General features: G+C 69.1%; 15 protein-coding genes. 8 read left to right on the top strand and 7 right to left on the bottom strand.

Annotated elements, in window-relative coordinates:
* Position 1: 1 nt before the first annotated feature.
* Together DJ021_RS03700 and DJ021_RS03695 are read right to left on the bottom strand one after the other, a co-directional pair.
* Positions 2–535, bottom strand: coding sequence for a TOL_0243 family YfiR-like periplasmic protein (locus tag DJ021_RS03700; protein ID WP_165837105.1), 534 nt, complete (start codon positions 533–535; stop codon positions 2–4).
* A 9-nt stretch (positions 536–544) separates the two neighbouring features.
* Positions 545–2,404 (bottom strand): TOL_0244 family TonB-dependent receptor, encoded by a 1,860-nt coding sequence (locus DJ021_RS03695; protein WP_165837104.1) that lies wholly within the window; start codon positions 2,402–2,404, stop codon positions 545–547.
* 253 nt (positions 2,405–2,657) lie between these two features.
* Between DJ021_RS03695 and DJ021_RS03690 the strand changes: the two genes are divergently transcribed.
* Complete coding sequence (locus DJ021_RS03690) at positions 2,658–3,923, top strand: TetR/AcrR family transcriptional regulator (protein WP_111456260.1); 1,266 nt, start codon at positions 2,658–2,660, stop codon at positions 3,921–3,923.
* Between the two features lie 339 nt (positions 3,924–4,262).
* Positions 4,263–4,748 (top strand): response regulator, encoded by a 486-nt coding sequence (locus DJ021_RS03685; protein ID WP_111456259.1) that lies wholly within the window; start codon positions 4,263–4,265, stop codon positions 4,746–4,748.
* A 30-nt stretch (positions 4,749–4,778) separates the two neighbouring features.
* Here DJ021_RS03685 and DJ021_RS03680 read toward each other — a convergent pair whose 3' ends face one another.
* Positions 4,779–5,426, bottom strand: coding sequence for an OmpW/AlkL family protein (locus DJ021_RS03680; RefSeq protein ID WP_165837103.1), 648 nt, complete (start codon positions 5,424–5,426; stop codon positions 4,779–4,781).
* A gap of 247 nt (positions 5,427–5,673) precedes the next feature.
* On the opposite strand from DJ021_RS03680, the gene DJ021_RS03675 reads away from it, so the two are divergent.
* Complete coding sequence (locus tag DJ021_RS03675; protein ID WP_165837102.1) at positions 5,674–6,924, top strand: response regulator; 1,251 nt, start codon at positions 5,674–5,676, stop codon at positions 6,922–6,924.
* A 128-nt stretch (positions 6,925–7,052) separates the two neighbouring features.
* Here DJ021_RS03675 and DJ021_RS03670 read toward each other — a convergent pair whose 3' ends face one another.
* The 3 genes from DJ021_RS03670 to DJ021_RS03660 form a co-directional block, all read right to left on the bottom strand.
* Positions 7,053–8,342 carry an aminotransferase class I/II-fold pyridoxal phosphate-dependent enzyme gene (locus DJ021_RS03670; RefSeq protein ID WP_165837101.1) on the bottom strand — a complete coding sequence of 430 codons (1,290 nt, stop codon included), beginning with the start codon at positions 8,340–8,342 and terminating at the stop codon, positions 7,053–7,055.
* Positions 8,343–8,631: 289 nt separating this feature from the next.
* The gene (locus tag DJ021_RS03665; RefSeq protein WP_111456255.1) at positions 8,632–9,006 is read right to left on the bottom strand and encodes a response regulator; all 375 of its coding nucleotides are present in this window, start codon (positions 9,004–9,006) and stop codon (positions 8,632–8,634) included.
* 26 nt (positions 9,007–9,032) lie between these two features.
* Positions 9,033–10,466, bottom strand: a complete 1,434-nt coding sequence (locus tag DJ021_RS03660) for a sensor histidine kinase (RefSeq protein WP_111456254.1) — start codon at positions 10,464–10,466, stop codon at positions 9,033–9,035.
* A gap of 256 nt (positions 10,467–10,722) precedes the next feature.
* Here DJ021_RS03660 and DJ021_RS03655 point away from each other — a divergent pair, with 256 nt between their 5' ends.
* Positions 10,723–12,126 carry a sensor histidine kinase gene (locus DJ021_RS03655; protein WP_111456253.1) on the top strand — a complete coding sequence of 468 codons (1,404 nt, stop codon included), beginning with the start codon at positions 10,723–10,725 and terminating at the stop codon, positions 12,124–12,126.
* Between the two features lie 115 nt (positions 12,127–12,241).
* Positions 12,242–13,522 (top strand): OmpP1/FadL family transporter, encoded by a 1,281-nt coding sequence (locus tag DJ021_RS03650; protein ID WP_165837100.1) that lies wholly within the window; start codon positions 12,242–12,244, stop codon positions 13,520–13,522.
* 55 nt (positions 13,523–13,577) lie between these two features.
* Here the strand turns inward: DJ021_RS03650 and DJ021_RS03645 are convergent, their stop codons facing one another.
* Positions 13,578–14,015 carry a response regulator gene (locus DJ021_RS03645; protein ID WP_243625897.1) on the bottom strand — a complete coding sequence of 146 codons (438 nt, stop codon included), beginning with the start codon at positions 14,013–14,015 and terminating at the stop codon, positions 13,578–13,580.
* A 129-nt stretch (positions 14,016–14,144) separates the two neighbouring features.
* Between DJ021_RS03645 and DJ021_RS03640 the strand changes: the two genes are divergently transcribed.
* The 3 genes from DJ021_RS03640 (at position 14,145) to DJ021_RS03630 (ending at position 16,688) form a co-directional block, all read left to right on the top strand.
* A complete protein-coding gene (locus tag DJ021_RS03640) occupies positions 14,145–15,839 on the top strand; it encodes a response regulator (RefSeq protein ID WP_165837099.1) in 1,695 nt (564 codons plus the stop codon).
* A 77-nt stretch (positions 15,840–15,916) separates the two neighbouring features.
* Positions 15,917–16,363: an SRPBCC family protein gene (locus DJ021_RS03635; protein ID WP_111456249.1), complete on the top strand. Its 447-nt coding sequence runs from the start codon at positions 15,917–15,919 to the stop codon at positions 16,361–16,363.
* On the top strand, positions 16,350–16,688 hold the full coding sequence (locus DJ021_RS03630; RefSeq protein WP_111456248.1) for an ArsR/SmtB family transcription factor: 339 nt from the start codon (positions 16,350–16,352) through the stop codon (positions 16,686–16,688). Before DJ021_RS03635 ends, DJ021_RS03630 begins: the two co-directional genes overlap by 14 nt.
* The last annotated feature ends 36 nt before the right edge of the window (positions 16,689–16,724 follow it).

The following is a 16,724-nucleotide window of genomic DNA, read 5'->3' as shown; positions in this document are numbered from 1 at the left end:
ATCATCGCTTCACCGTCAGCGCCAGGGCCAGCAGCTTTGAGCTCATCGACAGGCCGCTCTGCGCCGCCTGGAGGGCGTCGATCTGGAACCGGACGCGATCCTGGAACACCACGAAGTGGATCATGCCGCGCGCGCCTCCCTGCGCCGCATCGGTGACTGTGAGCACGGGCGCGCCGCGCACGGCCTGCAGCGCCTGGGCCGCGGACTGCCGCGAAGAACCGAGAGCGTAGAGCACGTGGCAGCCGCTGGCGCGGTCGACGACGGCCAGCCGGCGCACCGCGAGCGGGTGGTCCTCCAGCGCCCGGCCCTGCGCGCTCTGCTCCAGGGCGGGGCCGAAGGGGTCGTCGCCCACCACGCAGATGCGCAGCGGCTCCGACGGCGTCATGGCGCTTTCCGGCCAGGTCACGAAGGCCGGGAACTTGGTCAGGAAGGCGGCCTTGACGGAGAACTCCAGGGTCGGCTGCGCCCACGCGCCGCCGACCGTCGCCGCGGCGCACAGCGCGGCGAGCGTCAGCAGACCCAGGGCTCTGCGCACGCCCCTCATTCAGTGGACCCAGCGAAGGCCGAGGAGGACGCTGCGCTGGATTTTGTCGCGCCGGGACTCGCTCGCTTCGGCGTGCCGGTCGTGCAGCAGGTTCTGCCCGACCAGAGAGAGCTCCAGGGCGTCGGTGACCCGCCAAGCCAGCCGCAGGTCGCCGTCCAGATAGGCCTTTGCGCCGACATAGCCGGAGGCCTGCGAGGTCGGGATGGCGTCGTAGTAGCGCAGGCCGGCGTCCAGCGTGACCCGGTCGCCAAGCCGCATCTGCGAGCGCAGCTTGACCCAGTAGTCGGGATCGACCCCGGCGGCCTCGAACTGGGCGATGTCGAGGCTGCCGGGCTTCAGCCGGAAGTCCTTGCCCAGGATCGATCCGCCGACGCTGAGCCGCCACCAGGAGCGTACGTCGTAGTCGGCCCAGGCCTCGATCCCGTAGGTGTCGCCCTCCATGGAGTTGCCCACATAGATCGGCAGCACCCCGCCGGGGCTGAGGTCGTTGGTCCGCAGCTGATCGTAGGCGTTGTAGTAGAGCGAAACGGAGACGTTGGCGGCGTCCGTCATCCGCCCGCGGTAGCCCAGTTCGTAGGCGATCAGCTTCTCCGAGCCCATGTGGCCCGGATCGACGATCCCGGGGAGGGAGAAGTCGCGCTCGATCCGCGAGGGATTGCGCACCGCCCGCGACACCGCCGCCCACAGGAACTGCCGGTCCGACACCCGCCACCCCAGGCGGGCGTTCGGCATCAGCTCGGCGCGGGTATAGGTGTTGGTCTCGAGCTTCAGCCCCAGCGTGAGGGTCAGGTCGGTCCGCACCGCGAACTCGTCCTGGGCGAACAGGTTGCCGATGTCGACGCGACGGTGGGTCGGGGTCAGCAGCTGCGGTTCGGTGAGCGTGTAGAAGTCGTCCTCGGTGATGCGGTAGCCGCCGCCCCAGATGATCTGGTGGCGGCCCAGCCAGCTGAAGGCGTGCTGCGCCTGGATGTCATAGGTCTTCAGGCCGTCGTGGATCAGCCGCGCGTTGCGGGCGAACTGGTCGTAGTAGGCCTGCAGCTCGACGGTGGAGCCGTTCTCCATCCGCCGCGTCCAGCGGCCCAGGACGTTGCCGCCGCGCACATAGCCGGGCAGACCCAGGGAGTCGCTGATCGTGCCGTCGTGGGCGTCGCCCTGCAGGGTGAGGGTGTCCCGGTCGCCGGCCCAGTCGGTGCGGAAGCCGCCCTGCACGCCGTCCCAGCCGTCGTTGGCATGGGCGCCGTCGTCCTTGCGCAGCTCGCCGCGCCTGAAGGCCGTGAAGTAGATGCGGCCGGCGGCGGACTCCCCGAGCTGTCCGCCGTAGCGAAGCCGGACGTCGCTATCGAGAGATCCGAGATTGACCTCGGCCAGGGAGCCTTGCGTGTCGAAGGCGCTGCGGGTGGTGATGTTGACCACGCCGTTGACCGCGTTGGCCCCCCACAGGGTGCCGCCGGGACCGCTGATCACCTCGATCCGGTCGACATCGTCGAGCAGGACCTGGTTCTGGTCCCAGTCCACGCCGGAGAACAGCGGGGTGTAGACGCTGCGCCCGTCGATCAGCACCAGCAGCTTGTTGGCCGCCTCGAAGCCGGCGAAGCCGCGCGCGGTGATCGAATAATCCAGGGCGTCGATCCGCATCACCTCGAGGTTCGGCGCATTGCGCAGGGCTTCGGGAATGCTGATCGCGCCGGAGCGGCGGATGGCGTCGTTAGTGATGACGTAGACGGACGAGGGGGCCTGGCTGATCGGCTCGGCGCGCTTGGACACCGAGGTGACCTTGATCTCGGAAAGCTCGTCCAGGGAGAGGGCGCCGAGCGCGCCTGAGCCCGATTGCGGAGGGGGCGCTTCGTCGGCCCGCGCCACGCCTCCAGCCGCCAAAGCCAGGACGATCAGGGCGGGCCGCAGTCCGCCGCTCCCGCATCCGCAAGCCAGCACGCGCCGGTGAAATGTCATGGCCCCCCACACGCCAACTCAGACACGTCCGTCGCCCCCCGGCCGCAAGGCGATAGCATAGCTTTTCCGATTTGCCATGGTCCGGTCACATGGCGCCGTCGCCCAGTCCGCGTACGTCGTAAGGCCCAATGGTCGGCGCCGGCGTTTCTGGCTATGAACCGGGATGGCCGCAAACTCCGAAGGCGCCGCCGCAAGCCCCGACGGCCCGGCCGCGCGCAAGCCGACGCGGCGCTACGAAGCGCGCCGCAACGCCATTGTCGCCTCCGCGGTGGAGGTGCTGAACCGCAAGGGCGTGCGCGGCATGACGCTGGGCGAGGTCGCCGCCCGCCTCGACCTCGTGCCCACCGCCGTCGTCTACTACTTCCGGAACAAGGAGGAGCTGGCGGTCGCCTGCCTGCAGCGGGCCATCGACCGTTTCGACGCGCTGATCGCCGCCGGCCAGGCGAGCGGGGCGGACGACCGCGCCCGGCTGCGCGGTTTCATCGGAGCCTATTTCGACTTCAAGCGCCGCGTCGCCCTCGGCGAGGCCGAGCAGATCGCGGTGTTCAACGACGTCCGCGCACTGAACGCCCGGCCGCTCGGCGAGGCTTTTGTCGATATGTTCCGGCATGCGCGCGACCTGCTTGAGGGCCCGGCCGCCGCCCCGCTGGCGCGGACCGACCGCAACGCCCGCGCGCACCTGCTGCTGTCGGAGGTGCTGTGGTCGGTGGTCTGGATCACGCGCAGCGAGCCCGGCGACTACGACCGCCTGGCCAGCCGCATGCTGTCGGTGCTGGAGGACGGCCTGGCGGCGCCGGGCGCGGCCTGGCCAGGCTTCGAGATCCCCCGCCTGGCGCGCGAGGGCGATCCCAGCGCCGGGGCCTCGGCGGAACTGTTCCTGCGCGCCGCCACCGACCTGATCAACCAGGAGGGCTACCACGGCGCCTCGGTGGAGCGGATCTCCGCCAGGCTCCAGGTCAGCAAGGGGGCGTTCTACCACCACAATGCGACCAAGGATGAGCTGGTGGTGGCCTGCTTCGAGCGCACCTGCCAGATCATGTGGCGCGCCATCCGCGCGGCCGAAGCCGAGGGCGGCTCGGGCCTGAAGGTGCTGGCCCAGGCCTCCGCCGCCCTGGTGCATTTCCAGTTGGACGGCGACCTGCCGCTGCTGCGGCTCTCCGCCCTGACCACGGTCCCTGAGGCCATCCAGCCGGACCTGATGGCGCAGTTCGACCGCGTCTCCCACCGCTTCGCCTCGATCATCTGCGACGGGATCGCCGACGGCTCGGTGCGGCCGGTGGACGTCAACATCGCCGCCCAGATGGTCACCGCCATGATCAACGCCGCCGCCGAACTGCACCTGTGGGCGCCCGACATCACCGCCGCGACAGCCGCCTCCCACTATGTGCGGGCGTTCTTCGAGGGTCTGCTGTCGCCCGCCGCGGCGTGAGGGCGATCGAGCTCGGAGGTTGCGGATATCTCCCGCTGACGGGTAAAATCCAACTAGCGGTTGTGTTTGGCGGTTCTGCCGGAGCCACCGGCGGCATGGCTGCGCTTGCCGCGAGGGTTTCGCCCGTTCGCGGGCTACACACGCCATGGGTGCTAGCGAAGCCGACGTCATCTGGGCAAGTTCCAGAAAGCGGCTGGGCCTTGGCGAGTGTCGGCTGGAAATGGCAGGATGACCTGGTGACGGTCGTCGCAATTCACGCCCGGAGCACGGGCCAAGAGCATCCGGCGGTCCTGGTCGAGCGGTCCGCGCACTAGATTTGGGACAGTCGCCCAGGAACGAATGGATCTAAAAGCTCTTCGCCTTCTCGTCGTCGACGACAATCGCCATGCGGCGGAGATCGTGAAATCGATCCTCGCCAGCGTGGGCGCGCAGGATATCGCCGACGCCGCCACGCCCGATCGGGCCTTCAAGCTGATGAAGGAGATGCCGTTCGACGTGGTCGTGGTCGACCAGAACCTCGGCCAGGGCGACGACGGCATCCAGCTGGTCCGCCGCATCCGCAGCGACCCGTCGAGCCCCAATCCCTATGTGCCGATCCTGATGCTCACCGGCTACACCGAGCAGCGGCGCGTAAAGGCTGCGCGCGACGCCGGCGTCACCGAGTTCCTGTCGAAGCCGTTCACGATCACCGGCCTGCTACGCCGCATGGACGCGCTGATCCACGCGCCGCGGCCGTTCGTGCGCTCCGCCGACTATTTCGGGCCGGACCGCCGGCGCCGGGCGGACCCCGACTACACGGGGCCCGAGCGCCGCAACAGGGACTGACGCCCGAAGGCGCCGGTCCCGAGCTCGACCTCAGAAGTGGTAGGTCACGCCCATGTTGGTGACCAGCGGGTCGACGTTGACCTTGGCGCGCACCGGATTGGGACCCATCGAGCCTGTCGCCAGGGTGCCGACCCAGGCCTTCTTGACGTCGATGAAGGCGCCCCAGCGGTCGTTCAGCATGAAGTCGGAGCCGACCTGCAGGGCGGTGCCCATGGCGCTCTTCGCCTTCAGGTCGGTCATCACGCCGTCCTTGGTGCCGAACACCACGAGGAACGAGGCGCCGGCGCCGACGTAGGGCTGGATGCGGCCCTCGCGGTTGAAGTGGTACTGCAGCAGGATTCCGGCGGGGCCGCCGGTCATCTGGCCGGCCGTGCCGAGGCCGCTCAGCGACCCGGCCGTCTTCACGGTGAATGTCGGCGGATAGCCGGCGGCCACGGCGATGGCGACGTTGCGGGTCAGATAGCGGCCGATCTCGCCCTCGAACGTCCAGCGCGAGTCGATGGAGACGTTGGCGCCGGGCACCGCCTGGCCGCCCGCCGTCATCGTGGCGCTCTCGTCGGGGGCCACCAGGGCCGGGCCGGCGTGCACGAACCACTGGTCCGTGGTTTGGGCGTGGGCGGTCGTGGAGATCGCCGCGACGGCCAGTGCGGCCAGGGCCGCTTGTTTGATTGCAGACATCACCGAAGTCCTGAGTGTTTTGAATCTTCGGCTGACCAATAGAGCCGTAAACCTTAAGAAAGACTGAGGCGCGGTAACACTGATATCCGACACACGCATGACGTGTCGCCGACGATGTGCGACCGTATGGCGCGCCTCGGCGCCACTCTTTGCTGCAATCGGCGTCCGCGTTGCAGGTGTTCGTGCACGATTACTTAACAGGCGCCCTGCCACTCTCTCGCCCGGGCGACAGGGGGACAGGTTTCGGATGCTCGACGACAGCGCTTACCCGAACAGCGACGAGACGCCGACGCGGATCCTGATCGTCGACGACATCGCCGACAACCGCGCCATCCTCGGCCGGCGCTTCCAGCGCCGCGGCTTCGAGATCGCCGAGGCCGACAGCGGCCTGGGCGCCCTGGCCGAGATCGAGCGCCAGACCTTCGACGTGGTCCTGCTCGACGTGATGATGCCGGACATGAACGGGCTGGAGGTCCTGCGGCGCATCCGCGAGCATCACACCGACATCGCCCTGCCGGTGATCATGGTGACCGGCAAGACCGAGAGCCAGGACATCGTCGAGGCGCTGACCCTGGGCGCGAACGACTACATCACCAAGCCGGTGGACTTCTCCGTGGCGCTCGCCCGGGTGTCGACCCAGGCCGGCCGCCGCCGGGCCGAGGAGCATGTGCGGCGGGCGAACGAGGCGCTGAGCCGCTCCAACGAGGAGCTGGAGCAGAAGATCGCCGCGCGCACCGTCGAGCTCGTCCAGACCAACGAACAGCTGCGCGTCGCCATGGGCGAGGCCCAGGCCGCCAACAAGGCCAAGGACGAATTCCTGGTCATCGTCAGCCACGAGCTGCGCACGCCGCTGAACGGCATGATCGCCATGGGCCAGATGCTGACCAAGACCGAGCTCAGCGAGCAGCAGCAGCGCATGGCCGGCATCATCAATGCCTCCGCCGATCAGCTGCACGGGGTGGTGGCCGACCTGCTGGACACCCTGGACCTGACCGCCGGCGGGCTGACGCTGGCCCCCGAGCCGACCGAGATCGGGCCGCTGGCGCACGCCGCCGCGGCCGCCGCCCGCGCGAAGGCCGCGGAGAAGGGGCTGGGGTTCGAGGTGAAGGTCGCCGCCGACGCCCAGGGCGTCGCGCAGGCCGATCCCCGGCGCCTCGGCCAGATCATCGCCAAGCTGCTCGACAATGCGGTGAAGTTCACCGACGCCGGCGAGGTCGTGCTGTCGCTCGCCCGCGCCGACGCCGGGGGCCTGGCGATCGAGGTGCGCGACACCGGCGTCGGGTTCGAGGCCGAGGTCGGCCCGCGGCTGTTCCGGGCCTTCGAACAGGCCGACGGCTCGCTCACCCGCCGGTTCGGCGGCGTCGGCCTGGGCCTGGCGATCTGCCATGGCCTGGTGCAGCTGATGGGCGGGACGATCACCGCCGATGGCCGACCCGGCGCCGGCGCCGTCTTCCGCGTCGAGCTGCCGCTGGCGCTCCAGGCCGCCCGCGCCGCCTGAGCCGGACGGCTCCGCGGTCCCAGCCTCGGCCCGTCGGCCGGCCCGGCGATCCGTCCGGATTTCACGCAACAAAAAGGGCAGGCGCGGGATCCGCGCCTGCCCTTCGCCTTGCGGCAGGTTCCGTTGTCTTACGCCGTGGCCTTGAGCGGCTCGGCTTCGCTGTTCATCCAGTCGAACTCCTCGCGGCCCGCCTCGAAGGCGTCGCGCAGGGAGGCCACCGCGTCGCGGATGTTCTGCTCGGTGTGGTTGGCCATCACCTGCATCCGGAACCGCGCCTGGCCCTTGGGCACGGCGGGGAACTCGACGAGGTTGGCGATCAGGCCGGCGGTGGGGAGCCGGCGGCTGACCAGCCGCGCCAGGCCTTCCGAGCCCATCTTCACGCAGACGATGGCCGAGGGGTCGCCGTAGACCTCGAAGCCGGCGTCGACCAGCTGGCGGCGCAGGCTGAGGATGTTGGTCATCAGCTTGTCGCGCAGCACCTGGCCTTCGAGGCTTTCGATGATCTCGAAGGCCTTCAGCACGGTGGCCGCCTGCATCGGCGACAGGGCGTTGGAGAAGGTGCACGGCGGGCTGAAGAAGCGCAGGTACTCCTTCACCTCGCGGCTGCGGCAGCCGACGAAGCCGCCGTTGGAGCCGAAGGTCTTGGAGAAGCTGCCCATCACCAGGTCGACCTTGCCCAGCATGCCCTGGTCGCCGATGAAGCCCTTGCCGTCCTTGCCGAGGTTGCCCAGGTCGTGGGCGACGTCGACCATCAAGGTGGCCTCGAACTCGTCGCACAGCGCCTGCAGGCCCACGAGGTCCGGGGTGTCGGAGTCCATCGAGAACAGGCCCTCGGTCACCACCATGATGCCGTTCTCGGTGTCCTTGGCGCGGATCTTCTCCAGCCACTTGCGGCATTCGCCGACCATGTTGTGGCGGAACAGGTAGATGTTCTTGGTGGCCGCGGCGGCGCCTTCCTGCAGGCAGGTGTGCGCCAGCGCATCCATGACCACGTGGTCGGTGGAGCGCACCAGGCCCTTGATCACCCCGTAGCCGGCCGCCCAGCCGGTGGGGAACAGGATCGCCTCCTCCATGCCGAGGAAGTCGGCGATCTTGCGCTCCAGCAGCACCGAGTGGGAGGTGTTGCCGACCAGCGCCGCGGAGCCGGCGCTATGGACCCCGAACTCCTCGATCACATCCTGGGCGACCTTCTTGATCGCCGGATTGGTCGACATGCTCAGGTAGTCCTGGCTGGCGAAGTTCACGCCGCGCATCTTGCCGCCGGCGTCGTCGCGCGCCGCGCAGACGGTGGCGGGGCCTTCTTCCGTCGAGCGCGAGAATGGCCACAGGCTGTGCTGGCGGCGCAGGTTCTGCCATTTGAAAAATCCCGCAATGCGCGACTGAAGGTCAGGACCTCGCGGATAACGGTAGTCGCGCATGCTGCCGGTCAAGGCATCTGGCGGCGTGTAGTTGAACGATGCTTTTAGCATTAATAACCCCACCCTGTTTCTCAGGTTGTGGAGTTATAAGTACGGTGAAGATGTTATTTTGCGGTGTACATACTCTTTAGGCAATGTTTCAATTCGCAGTTAACCGCGGCTTGAGACTTGCGGTTAATGACCGATGACCTTGGCCCGGCGCTGAGGTCGCGCGCGAAGCGCCAGACACGAAAACGCCCGCCGGAGGGCGGGCGCTGCGGACCGGAGCGGGCGGAGGAGGGCGTCCGCCTCAGGCGGCGGCCCCCTCCAGGCAGGCGTTGATCTTGGACAGGAGCCGCGGCAGGTCCACCGGCTTGGTGTCGAAGTCGGCGCAGCCCACCTCGACGCTCTTCTGACGATCGCTGGCCAGCGCGTGGGCGGTGAGCGCGATGATCGGGATGGCGGCGGTGGAGGCGCGCTCCTTGATCAGGGTGGTGGCTTCCCAGCCGTCCATCTCGCCCAGCGCCACGTCCATGAGGATCAGCGCCGGCCGCTCGTCCTCGGCCATCCGCACCCCGGAGGGGCCGTCGGGGGCGCAGCACACGTCGAACCCGTGCCGCGTCAGCCGCCGGGTGAGCATGTCGCGGTTCATCTCATTGTCTTCGACGAGCAGGATCTTGGTCATGGCGGGTGGCTTCCGAAGTCTCGGGCTCAGGCGGCGGTGAGTTCAGGCGTCTGGGCCGCGTCGTCGGCGGGTCCCAGCGCCGCACGGGCGCGCCGCTTGCGGCGGGCCGACGGGGCGACCGGCAGGGTGAGCGTGAAGCAGCTGCCCTCGCCGACCTTGCTCTGCGCGGAGATCTCGCCGCCCATCAGGTCGGTGAGCGCGCGGCTGAGCGCCAGGCCCAGGCCGGTGTCGCCGTATTTGCTGGCGCTGGCGTCGTGGGCGACGGTGAACTTCTCGAACAGCTGGGGCAGCATCTCCGGAGCGATGCCGACGCCGGTGTCGCGGACCTGGACGACGATCTCGTCGTGCGGCCGGCAGGCGTTGCGGTGCGCCAGGACGGTGACCTTGCCCTTTTCGGTGAACTTGACGGCGTTCTCGACGATCTGGCCGAGCGCCTGGCGCACCCGCTGGCCGTCCCAGAGCGCGGCGCCCAGGCCGTCCTCCAGTTCCAGCGCCAGGGTGACGCCCTTGGCCTCGGCCTTGCTGCGCTGGTGTTCGACCACGGCGGAGAGGAATTCGGCGACCGCCACGTCTTCGGGCGCGAGCTCCATCTTGCCGGCTTCGATCTTGGAGAGGTCGAGGACCTCGTTGACCAGCCGCAGCAGGTGGTGGCCGGCGCGGTGGATCTTCTCCAGGTCGGCGGCGGATTCCTCGTCGTGCTCGTCGGCGGCGTCCTCGAGCAGCATCTGGCTGTAGCCGATCACCGCGTTCAGCGGCGTGCGCAGCTCGTGGCTCATGCTGGCGACGAATTCGGCCTTGGCGGCGCTCGCCCGCTCGGCTTCCGCGGTGGCGCGGCGCAGCTGGGCGGCGGTGGCCAGGTGGCCGCGCATCTCGACCTCCAGCTCGGCGCCGGAGTCCAGGATCCGCCGGTAATAGAGGGCCATCAGCGCCACATAGGCCAGCGCCGCCAGGGTGGAGACGATGCCCAGCCCCTGCAGCGCCTCGATCGGGGTGTCGTTCAACGGCGTCGGCGCGAGGTTGTAGATGGCGATGAAGGCCGTGAAGTTGATCGCGAACTGCCCGAGCGCCAGCAACCGCAGCTTCGGCGACGGGCCGAGGTAGCAGAAGGTCAGCAGCGGGATGGTCAGCACCCACGGCAGGGTCGGCGAGGTCACCCCGCCGTAATAGAAGCAGCTCCACAGGATGCAGAAGATCAGGTTCTGCACCGAGATGAACGACAGCAGGTTGTACTTGCCCGTCGCCTTCAGCAGGAACGGGAAGATCCAGAACCCGGTGATCGAGGCGGCGAGCACGCCGACCGGATAGCCCGGGGTCGGATCGAGGAAGTAGAGCGCGCCCGGCACCACGTTGCCGAGGAACGGCCCGCAGAGGTGGCTGATCAGGAACATCCGCGCCAGCTGGCGCTTCTCGCGCTGGTCCGCCAATTCCTTGGGGATGAACCAGTCGACCAGTCGATCCACCGGATTCGACGCCTGCTGCCCTGCTGTTGACATGTATCCAGCCCGCCCCGTGAATTGCGGCAAGGATCGCAAGGAACAAACGCGCCGATCCACTTGCCAGGCCGCGAGATCTACCTCGAGCCCAGGGCAGGATCGCTTGGCCGAATTAAGATCGGGTTATCCGCGCCGGACGACGGCATGCACCAGTTCTTAATCGGAGCCGTGTTCATTTCCCGCCCGAACATGGGGGAGCCCTCTCGACGGGGGCGGAGCGGGCATGTGGAACACAGTCCTTAAGCTGATCGACTGGTTTGTGCCTGAGGCGGCCAAGCGCGAAAGGTCCGAACTGGGCCTGGCGCGGAACTTCGTGTTCACCCACCTCTTCGGCCCGCTGATGGCGCAGTCGATCTGCGTCTTCCTCTATCTCACCGATCCGCAGCCGGGCATCGTCGTCTGGACGATGATCTTCTCGATCTGGTCGTTCTGGGCGCTGCCGTTCATCCTGAAGATGACGCGCAACCTGCAGCTGGTGGCGCTGATCTCCGTCCAGACCCTGGCCTTCGCCTCGCTCTACGGCTCGTTCCATTACGGCGGCGTCAGTTCGCCGTTGCTGCCGTGGCTGCTGGTGGCCCTGCTGCTGGGCTTCTTCTACCTGGGCGAACGCCCGCTGCTGGTGGTCGGCATGTTCGTCGGCGACCTGCTGGCGTTCTACGGGGCCTACGCCCTGCACGGCGGCTTCGCCGAGCGGGTGCCGATCGCCAACCTGACGACCGTCGGCTGGATCTCCATCCTGTCGGCGACGATCTACATGTCCTGGATGGCCATCTATTACGTCAGCACCATCGCCCTGCGCTCCGACCTGGAGCGGGAGGCCGAGCGCCACCGCGTCACCGCCGTGCGCCTGCACCAGGCCAAGGACCTCGCCGAGCGGGCCAACCTCTCGCGCTCGATCTTCCTGGCCAAGATGAGCCACGAGTTCCGCACCCCGCTGAACGCGGTGATCGGCTACAGCGAGCTGCTGCTCGAACACGGCCAGGACACCGGCGCCGACGAACAGAAGCTCACCGACCTGCAGCGCATCAACGCCGCCGGGCAGCACCTGCTGGCCCTGGTCACCGACGTGCTCGACCTGTCGCGCATCGAGTCCAATGCGGTGGAGCTGTCCGCGGAGACCTTCGAGCTGGCCCGGTTCGTCGACGACGTGGCCGCCACCGCCGGTCCGCTGATGGACCAGAACGCCAACCGGCTGGTGGTCGCGCCGATCGGCGAGATGGGCGCGGTCACCACCGACCAGACCAAGCTGCGCCAGGTGGTGCTGAACCTGCTGAGCAACGCCGCCAAGTTCACCAGCAGCGGCCAGATCACCCTCAGCGTGCGGCGCGACGAGCGGCCGGGCGGCGATTGGGTCGAGATCCGCGTCGACGACACCGGCATCGGCATCTCCGAGAAGGACCTGCCCAAGCTGTTCCAGGACTTCGCGCAGGTGAGCGCCACGACCTCCAGCCAGTACGGCGGCACGGGCCTCGGCCTGGCGGTCAGCCAGAAGCTGTGCGCGCTGATGGGCGGCGGCATATCGGTGACCAGCGAGGTCGGCCGAGGCTCGTCCTTCCTGGTCCGGCTGCCGGCCGTGCTGACCATCGAGGAAAGCCGCGTCGACGAGCCGGAATCGCTTGCGGCATAGGCGCTACCGTAAACGGCCCGCTAACCGTTTCCGGTGCAATCGGGTCGCTGACGGTCGCTTGGGCCGGGATAGCCACGGCGGGATTCACGTGCCTGCGTCCAATACGAAGTTTCAGTTGGGTGGCCTGAGCGCCGCCCTCGTCCTGGTCAGCGCCGGCCACGCGCTCGCGGGCGGCTTTGCGGCCGCCGAGATCTCGGTCAAGGGCATGGGCCGGGCGAACGCCGGCGAGGCGGCCGACGTCGGCGCCAGCCAGCTGTGGTGGAACCCGGCGGCCATCGCCCGCAGCCCGCGGGAGATCTCCCTGGGCGTGCAGCAACGCAACATGTCGAGCCATCTCGACGACACCGGTTCGACCATCACCCGGCCGATCGCGCCCGGCGGCTACACCACTCCGGTGGGCGGCCAGGCCCACGTCTCCGACGGTTCGGCGGACTTCACCGCCTTGAACGGCGCCATCGCCATGCCGCTCGGCGACCGGTTCGCCGTCGGCCTCTCCGTCGAGCAGCCGTTCCGCCTGAAGGGCGACTACGGCGCCACGGGCTGGGGCCGCTACGACACCGTGCGCAACCGCATCGACATCACCGACGTCCAGGCCACCGTGGCCATGCGCGCCACCGACTGGCTGGACCTCGGCGTCGGAATCGACGGCCAGTACATGAAGGCCGCGCTCGACACCGCGTCGCCGAACCTCGATCCCACCCAACCGGACGGCCTGCAAAGCCTGCACGGCGACGGCTGGGACTACGGCTGGACGGTCGGCGCGCAGGCGCACCTGGAGCAGCTGACGCTCGGCGCCAGCTACCGCTCCGCCGTCGACCACAAGATCAGCGGGGCCCTGTCGCTTTCGGGCCTCACCGGCCCGCTGGCCGGCGCGAACTTCAGCGCGCCCGCGACCACCGCCTTCTCGACGCCGTGGACCGCGACGCTGGCCGCCCGCTGGGCGGCGACGCCGGCGCTGACCCTCGACGCCCAGATCGTCCGTTCGGGCTGGAGCAAGTACGACGCCATCCAGGTCGGCTTCGCCGGCCAGACCGCGGTGATCCCGCAGAACTACAAGGACACCACCTCGGTGGCCGTCGGCGCGGACTATGTCGTGGCGGCCGGCTGGACCGTGCGCGGCGGCGTCCAGTTCGACCCGACGCCGACGCCGGACAACCTGCGCGAGCCGGGCGTCGCCGACAGCGACCGCCGGGTCTACGCCGTGGGCGCCAGCCATGAGCTGGCCGCCGGCGCCGTCGTGCACGCGGCCTTCGCCTACACCGATTTCCAGGGGGCCCGGATCTTCGACGACACGAGCTTCTATGCCGGGACCGCGGCGCAGACCAACGCCAACCTGCGCGGCGACTTCAGCGGCCACGCCCTGACCGGGGCGCTCGGCGTCGACTGGCGGTTCTAGGACCGCCCGACGCCGGGGCCTGCGGGCCCCGGACCTTTTTTAGGAATCCCCGGACCTAGCCGACCGCGCGAGCGGCCGACTCGGCGTCGCTGAGCGCATCGATCTTCTCGGCGATCGCGGTGAGCAGGGTGTCGGGCACCACCGGCTTGGAGATGTGGTGGTCGGCGCCGGCCGCGCGGGAGGCGGCGATGTGCTCGGACATGGCGTTGGCGGTGACCGCCAGGATCGGCGTGCGCCGCCGCCCGGTCTCGGCCTCGTACTTGCGGATCTCGCGGATCGCCGTCAGCCCGTCCATGACCGGCATCTGCAGGTCCATGAGCACGACGTCGAAATCCGACGCCTTGAAGGCGTCGACGGCCTGGGCGCCGTCCTCGACCGCCACCAGCTCGACCGAGATCAGGCTGAGGATGACCTCCACCACCGCCCGGTTGGTCGGGTGGTCGTCGGCCAGCAGGACCCGCAGCGGGCGCTCGATGTCGGTGTCTGTCGTCACGCTCGCGTTTTCCCCCGCTGGGCCAGACCTGGTCCGACCGATTTACGGCGATCCTAGCCGCCGAGCGTAACCAACTGGTTCATGGCCCATGCACTCCCGATTAAGGGAGCTGGCGTTAGGGTGCGACAAATGGACCAGGAGGCGATGGTGGACCCCGATCAAGGACGCATCGCGCGTCTCGCGCGGCCCCGGCTCCTGGTCGTCGATGATCTGGAGGACAACCGGATCATCATCGGCCGTGGTTTTCAGCGGCGCGGCTTCGACGTCGTGCAGGCCGAGAGCGGCCCGCAGGCCCTCGACCTCATCGCGCGCGAGACGTTCGACCTGGTGCTGCTCGACATCGTCATGCCGCAGATGGACGGCTTCGAGGTGCTGGCGCGCATCCGCGAGCGGCACGCCCAACTCGAGCTGCCGGTCATCATGGTCACCGTCCGCGACGCCAGCGTCGACGTGGTCAGGGCGCTGAAGCTCGGGGCCAACGATTACGTCACCAAGCCCATCGATTTCGACATCGCCCAGGCGCGAGTCGAGGTCCACGTCGCCCGCAAGCAGGAACAGGAGCGCGCCGTCCGCGAACGGCCGCACCTGGAAGGGCTGGTGATCGACCTGCGCCAGGCCGTGCAGCAGGCGGAGGCCGCAACCCGCGCCAAGTCCGACTTCCTGGCGAACATGAGCCACGAGATCCGCACGCCGCTGAACGGCATCGTCGGCATGGCCAGCGTGCTGGCCGAGAGCTGCGCCACCGAGGGCCAGCAACGGCTCGTCCGCACCATCATCGACTCCGCAGAGGTGCTGGAGCAGCTGCTGGCCGATGCGCTCGACCTGTCCCGCGTCGAGGCCGGCAAGCTGGAGATCCGCAGCGAGCCCTTCGATCTCGGCGTCGTCGTCGAACGCTCGGCGAGCCTGTTCCGGCAGGCGGCCCTGGCCAAGGGCCTCGCCTTCGAGGTCGACATCGATCCCGGCGTCCCGGAGGCGGTCACCGGCGATCCGCTCAGGCTGCAGCAGATCCTGACCAACCTGATCAGCAACGCGGTGAAGTTCACCTCCACGGGCTCGATCGTCACCCGCGTTTCGCCTGCGACGGACGGCCAAGGCTTCGGCTTCGAGGTCCGCGATTCCGGCATCGGCTTCGAGCCGGCCCGGGCGGAAGAACTGTTCGGCCGCTTCCAGCAGGCCGACGGCTCGATCGTCGAGCGGTTCGGCGGCTCGGGCCTGGGGCTGGCGATCTCCCGCGGCCTGGCCGAGCTGATGGGCGGCGTCCTGACGGCCAGCTCACGGCCCGGCGAAGGCTCGGTCTTCACCCTGCATCTGCCGCTGCGGGCGGTCGCAGCCGTCAGCGTCGAACCGACGGCGGCCGCGCCGGCCGTGCGGGTCGCGGCGGGCGCCCGGACGCGGGTGCTGGTGGCCGACGATCACGCCACCAACCGCCGGCTGCTGGAGCTGATCCTGGCCCAGCTCGACGTCGAACTGATCCTGGTCGGCGACGGCGCCCAGGCGCTGGCGGCGGTGGCGGCCGAGCGCTTCGACGTCATCCTGATGGATGTGCAGATGCCGGTGCTCGACGGGCTGAGCGCGATCCGCGCGATCCGCCGCCTGGAGGCCGAACACCAGCTGCCGCGCACGCCGATCGTGGCGCTTTCCGCCCACGCCATGGCCGAGCACGTGGAGATGTCGCTGAGCGCCGGCGCCGATCGCCACGTCACCAAGCCGTTCCGCGCCGAGGTGCTGCTGGAGACCATCCAGGCGGCCGTCTCCGGCCGGATGCCGGATCCCCCTGCCACGCCACGCCGGCGCACGCGCAAGGACGAACAGGTCCGCTCCTGAACGCCCGATAGCGCAACTTATCGGTTGCGTATCTCTCGACCCTGGGCCATTGCAATGGCAACCAGGAGGTTGCGGATATGGCCGACCGTATCGAGAAGACCGTCGAACTGAAGGCGCCCGTCGAACGGGTCTGGCGCGCGCTCACCGATCACCACGAGTTCGGCCAGTGGTTCGCGGTGAAGCTGGAGGGGCCGTTCGTCCCCGGCCAGCTGGCGCGCGGCATGATCACCCATCCGGGCTACGAGCATGTGGTCTGGGAGGCGCGGGTGGTGGCCATGGACAGCCTGCGGCTGTTCTCCTTCACCTGGCATCCCTACGCCGTCGATCCTCAGGTGGACTACAGCCAGGAGCCCCCGACCCTGGTGGAGTTCCGGCTGGAGCCGACGCCGGCGGGAACCCGGCTGGTCATCGTCGAGTCCGGGTTCGACGCCTTGCCCGACCATCGCCGGCCCGAGGCCCTGCGCATGAACGACGGCGGGTGGGCGCAGCAGGCGCTGAACATCAAGGCCCATGTCGAACGCTAGCGCCGCGGTTCGCGAGGACGGTCCGGCCCCGGTCTTCGCCGCGCTTGGCGACCCGACCCGGCTGTCGCTGCTGAAGCGGCTGAGCGATGGCCAGGCCCAGTCGATCGCCCGGCTGTCGGCGGAGACCAGCCTGACGCGGCAGGCGATCACCAAGCACCTCCACGTGCTGGAAAACGCCGGCCTGGTGAGCAGTCTGCGGGTCGGCCGCGAAAGCCGCTTCGCCTACCGGCCGGAGCCGATCGCCGAGGCCAGGTCGTACCTGGAAGCCGTCTCCGCCCAGTGGGACGACGCGCTGTCGCGGTTGCGCGCGCTGGTCGAAGGCTGAACGGCCGGAGCGGCGGCGGCGGCCGATTCGCGCCAG

It is taken from the genome of Phenylobacterium hankyongense (genome assembly GCF_003254505.1).
Classification (GTDB): Bacteria; Pseudomonadota; Alphaproteobacteria; order Caulobacterales; family Caulobacteraceae; genus Phenylobacterium; species Phenylobacterium hankyongense.
The sequence above is the reverse complement of the archived record's forward strand: the minus strand, read 5'-3'. Positions and strand labels throughout refer to the sequence as shown.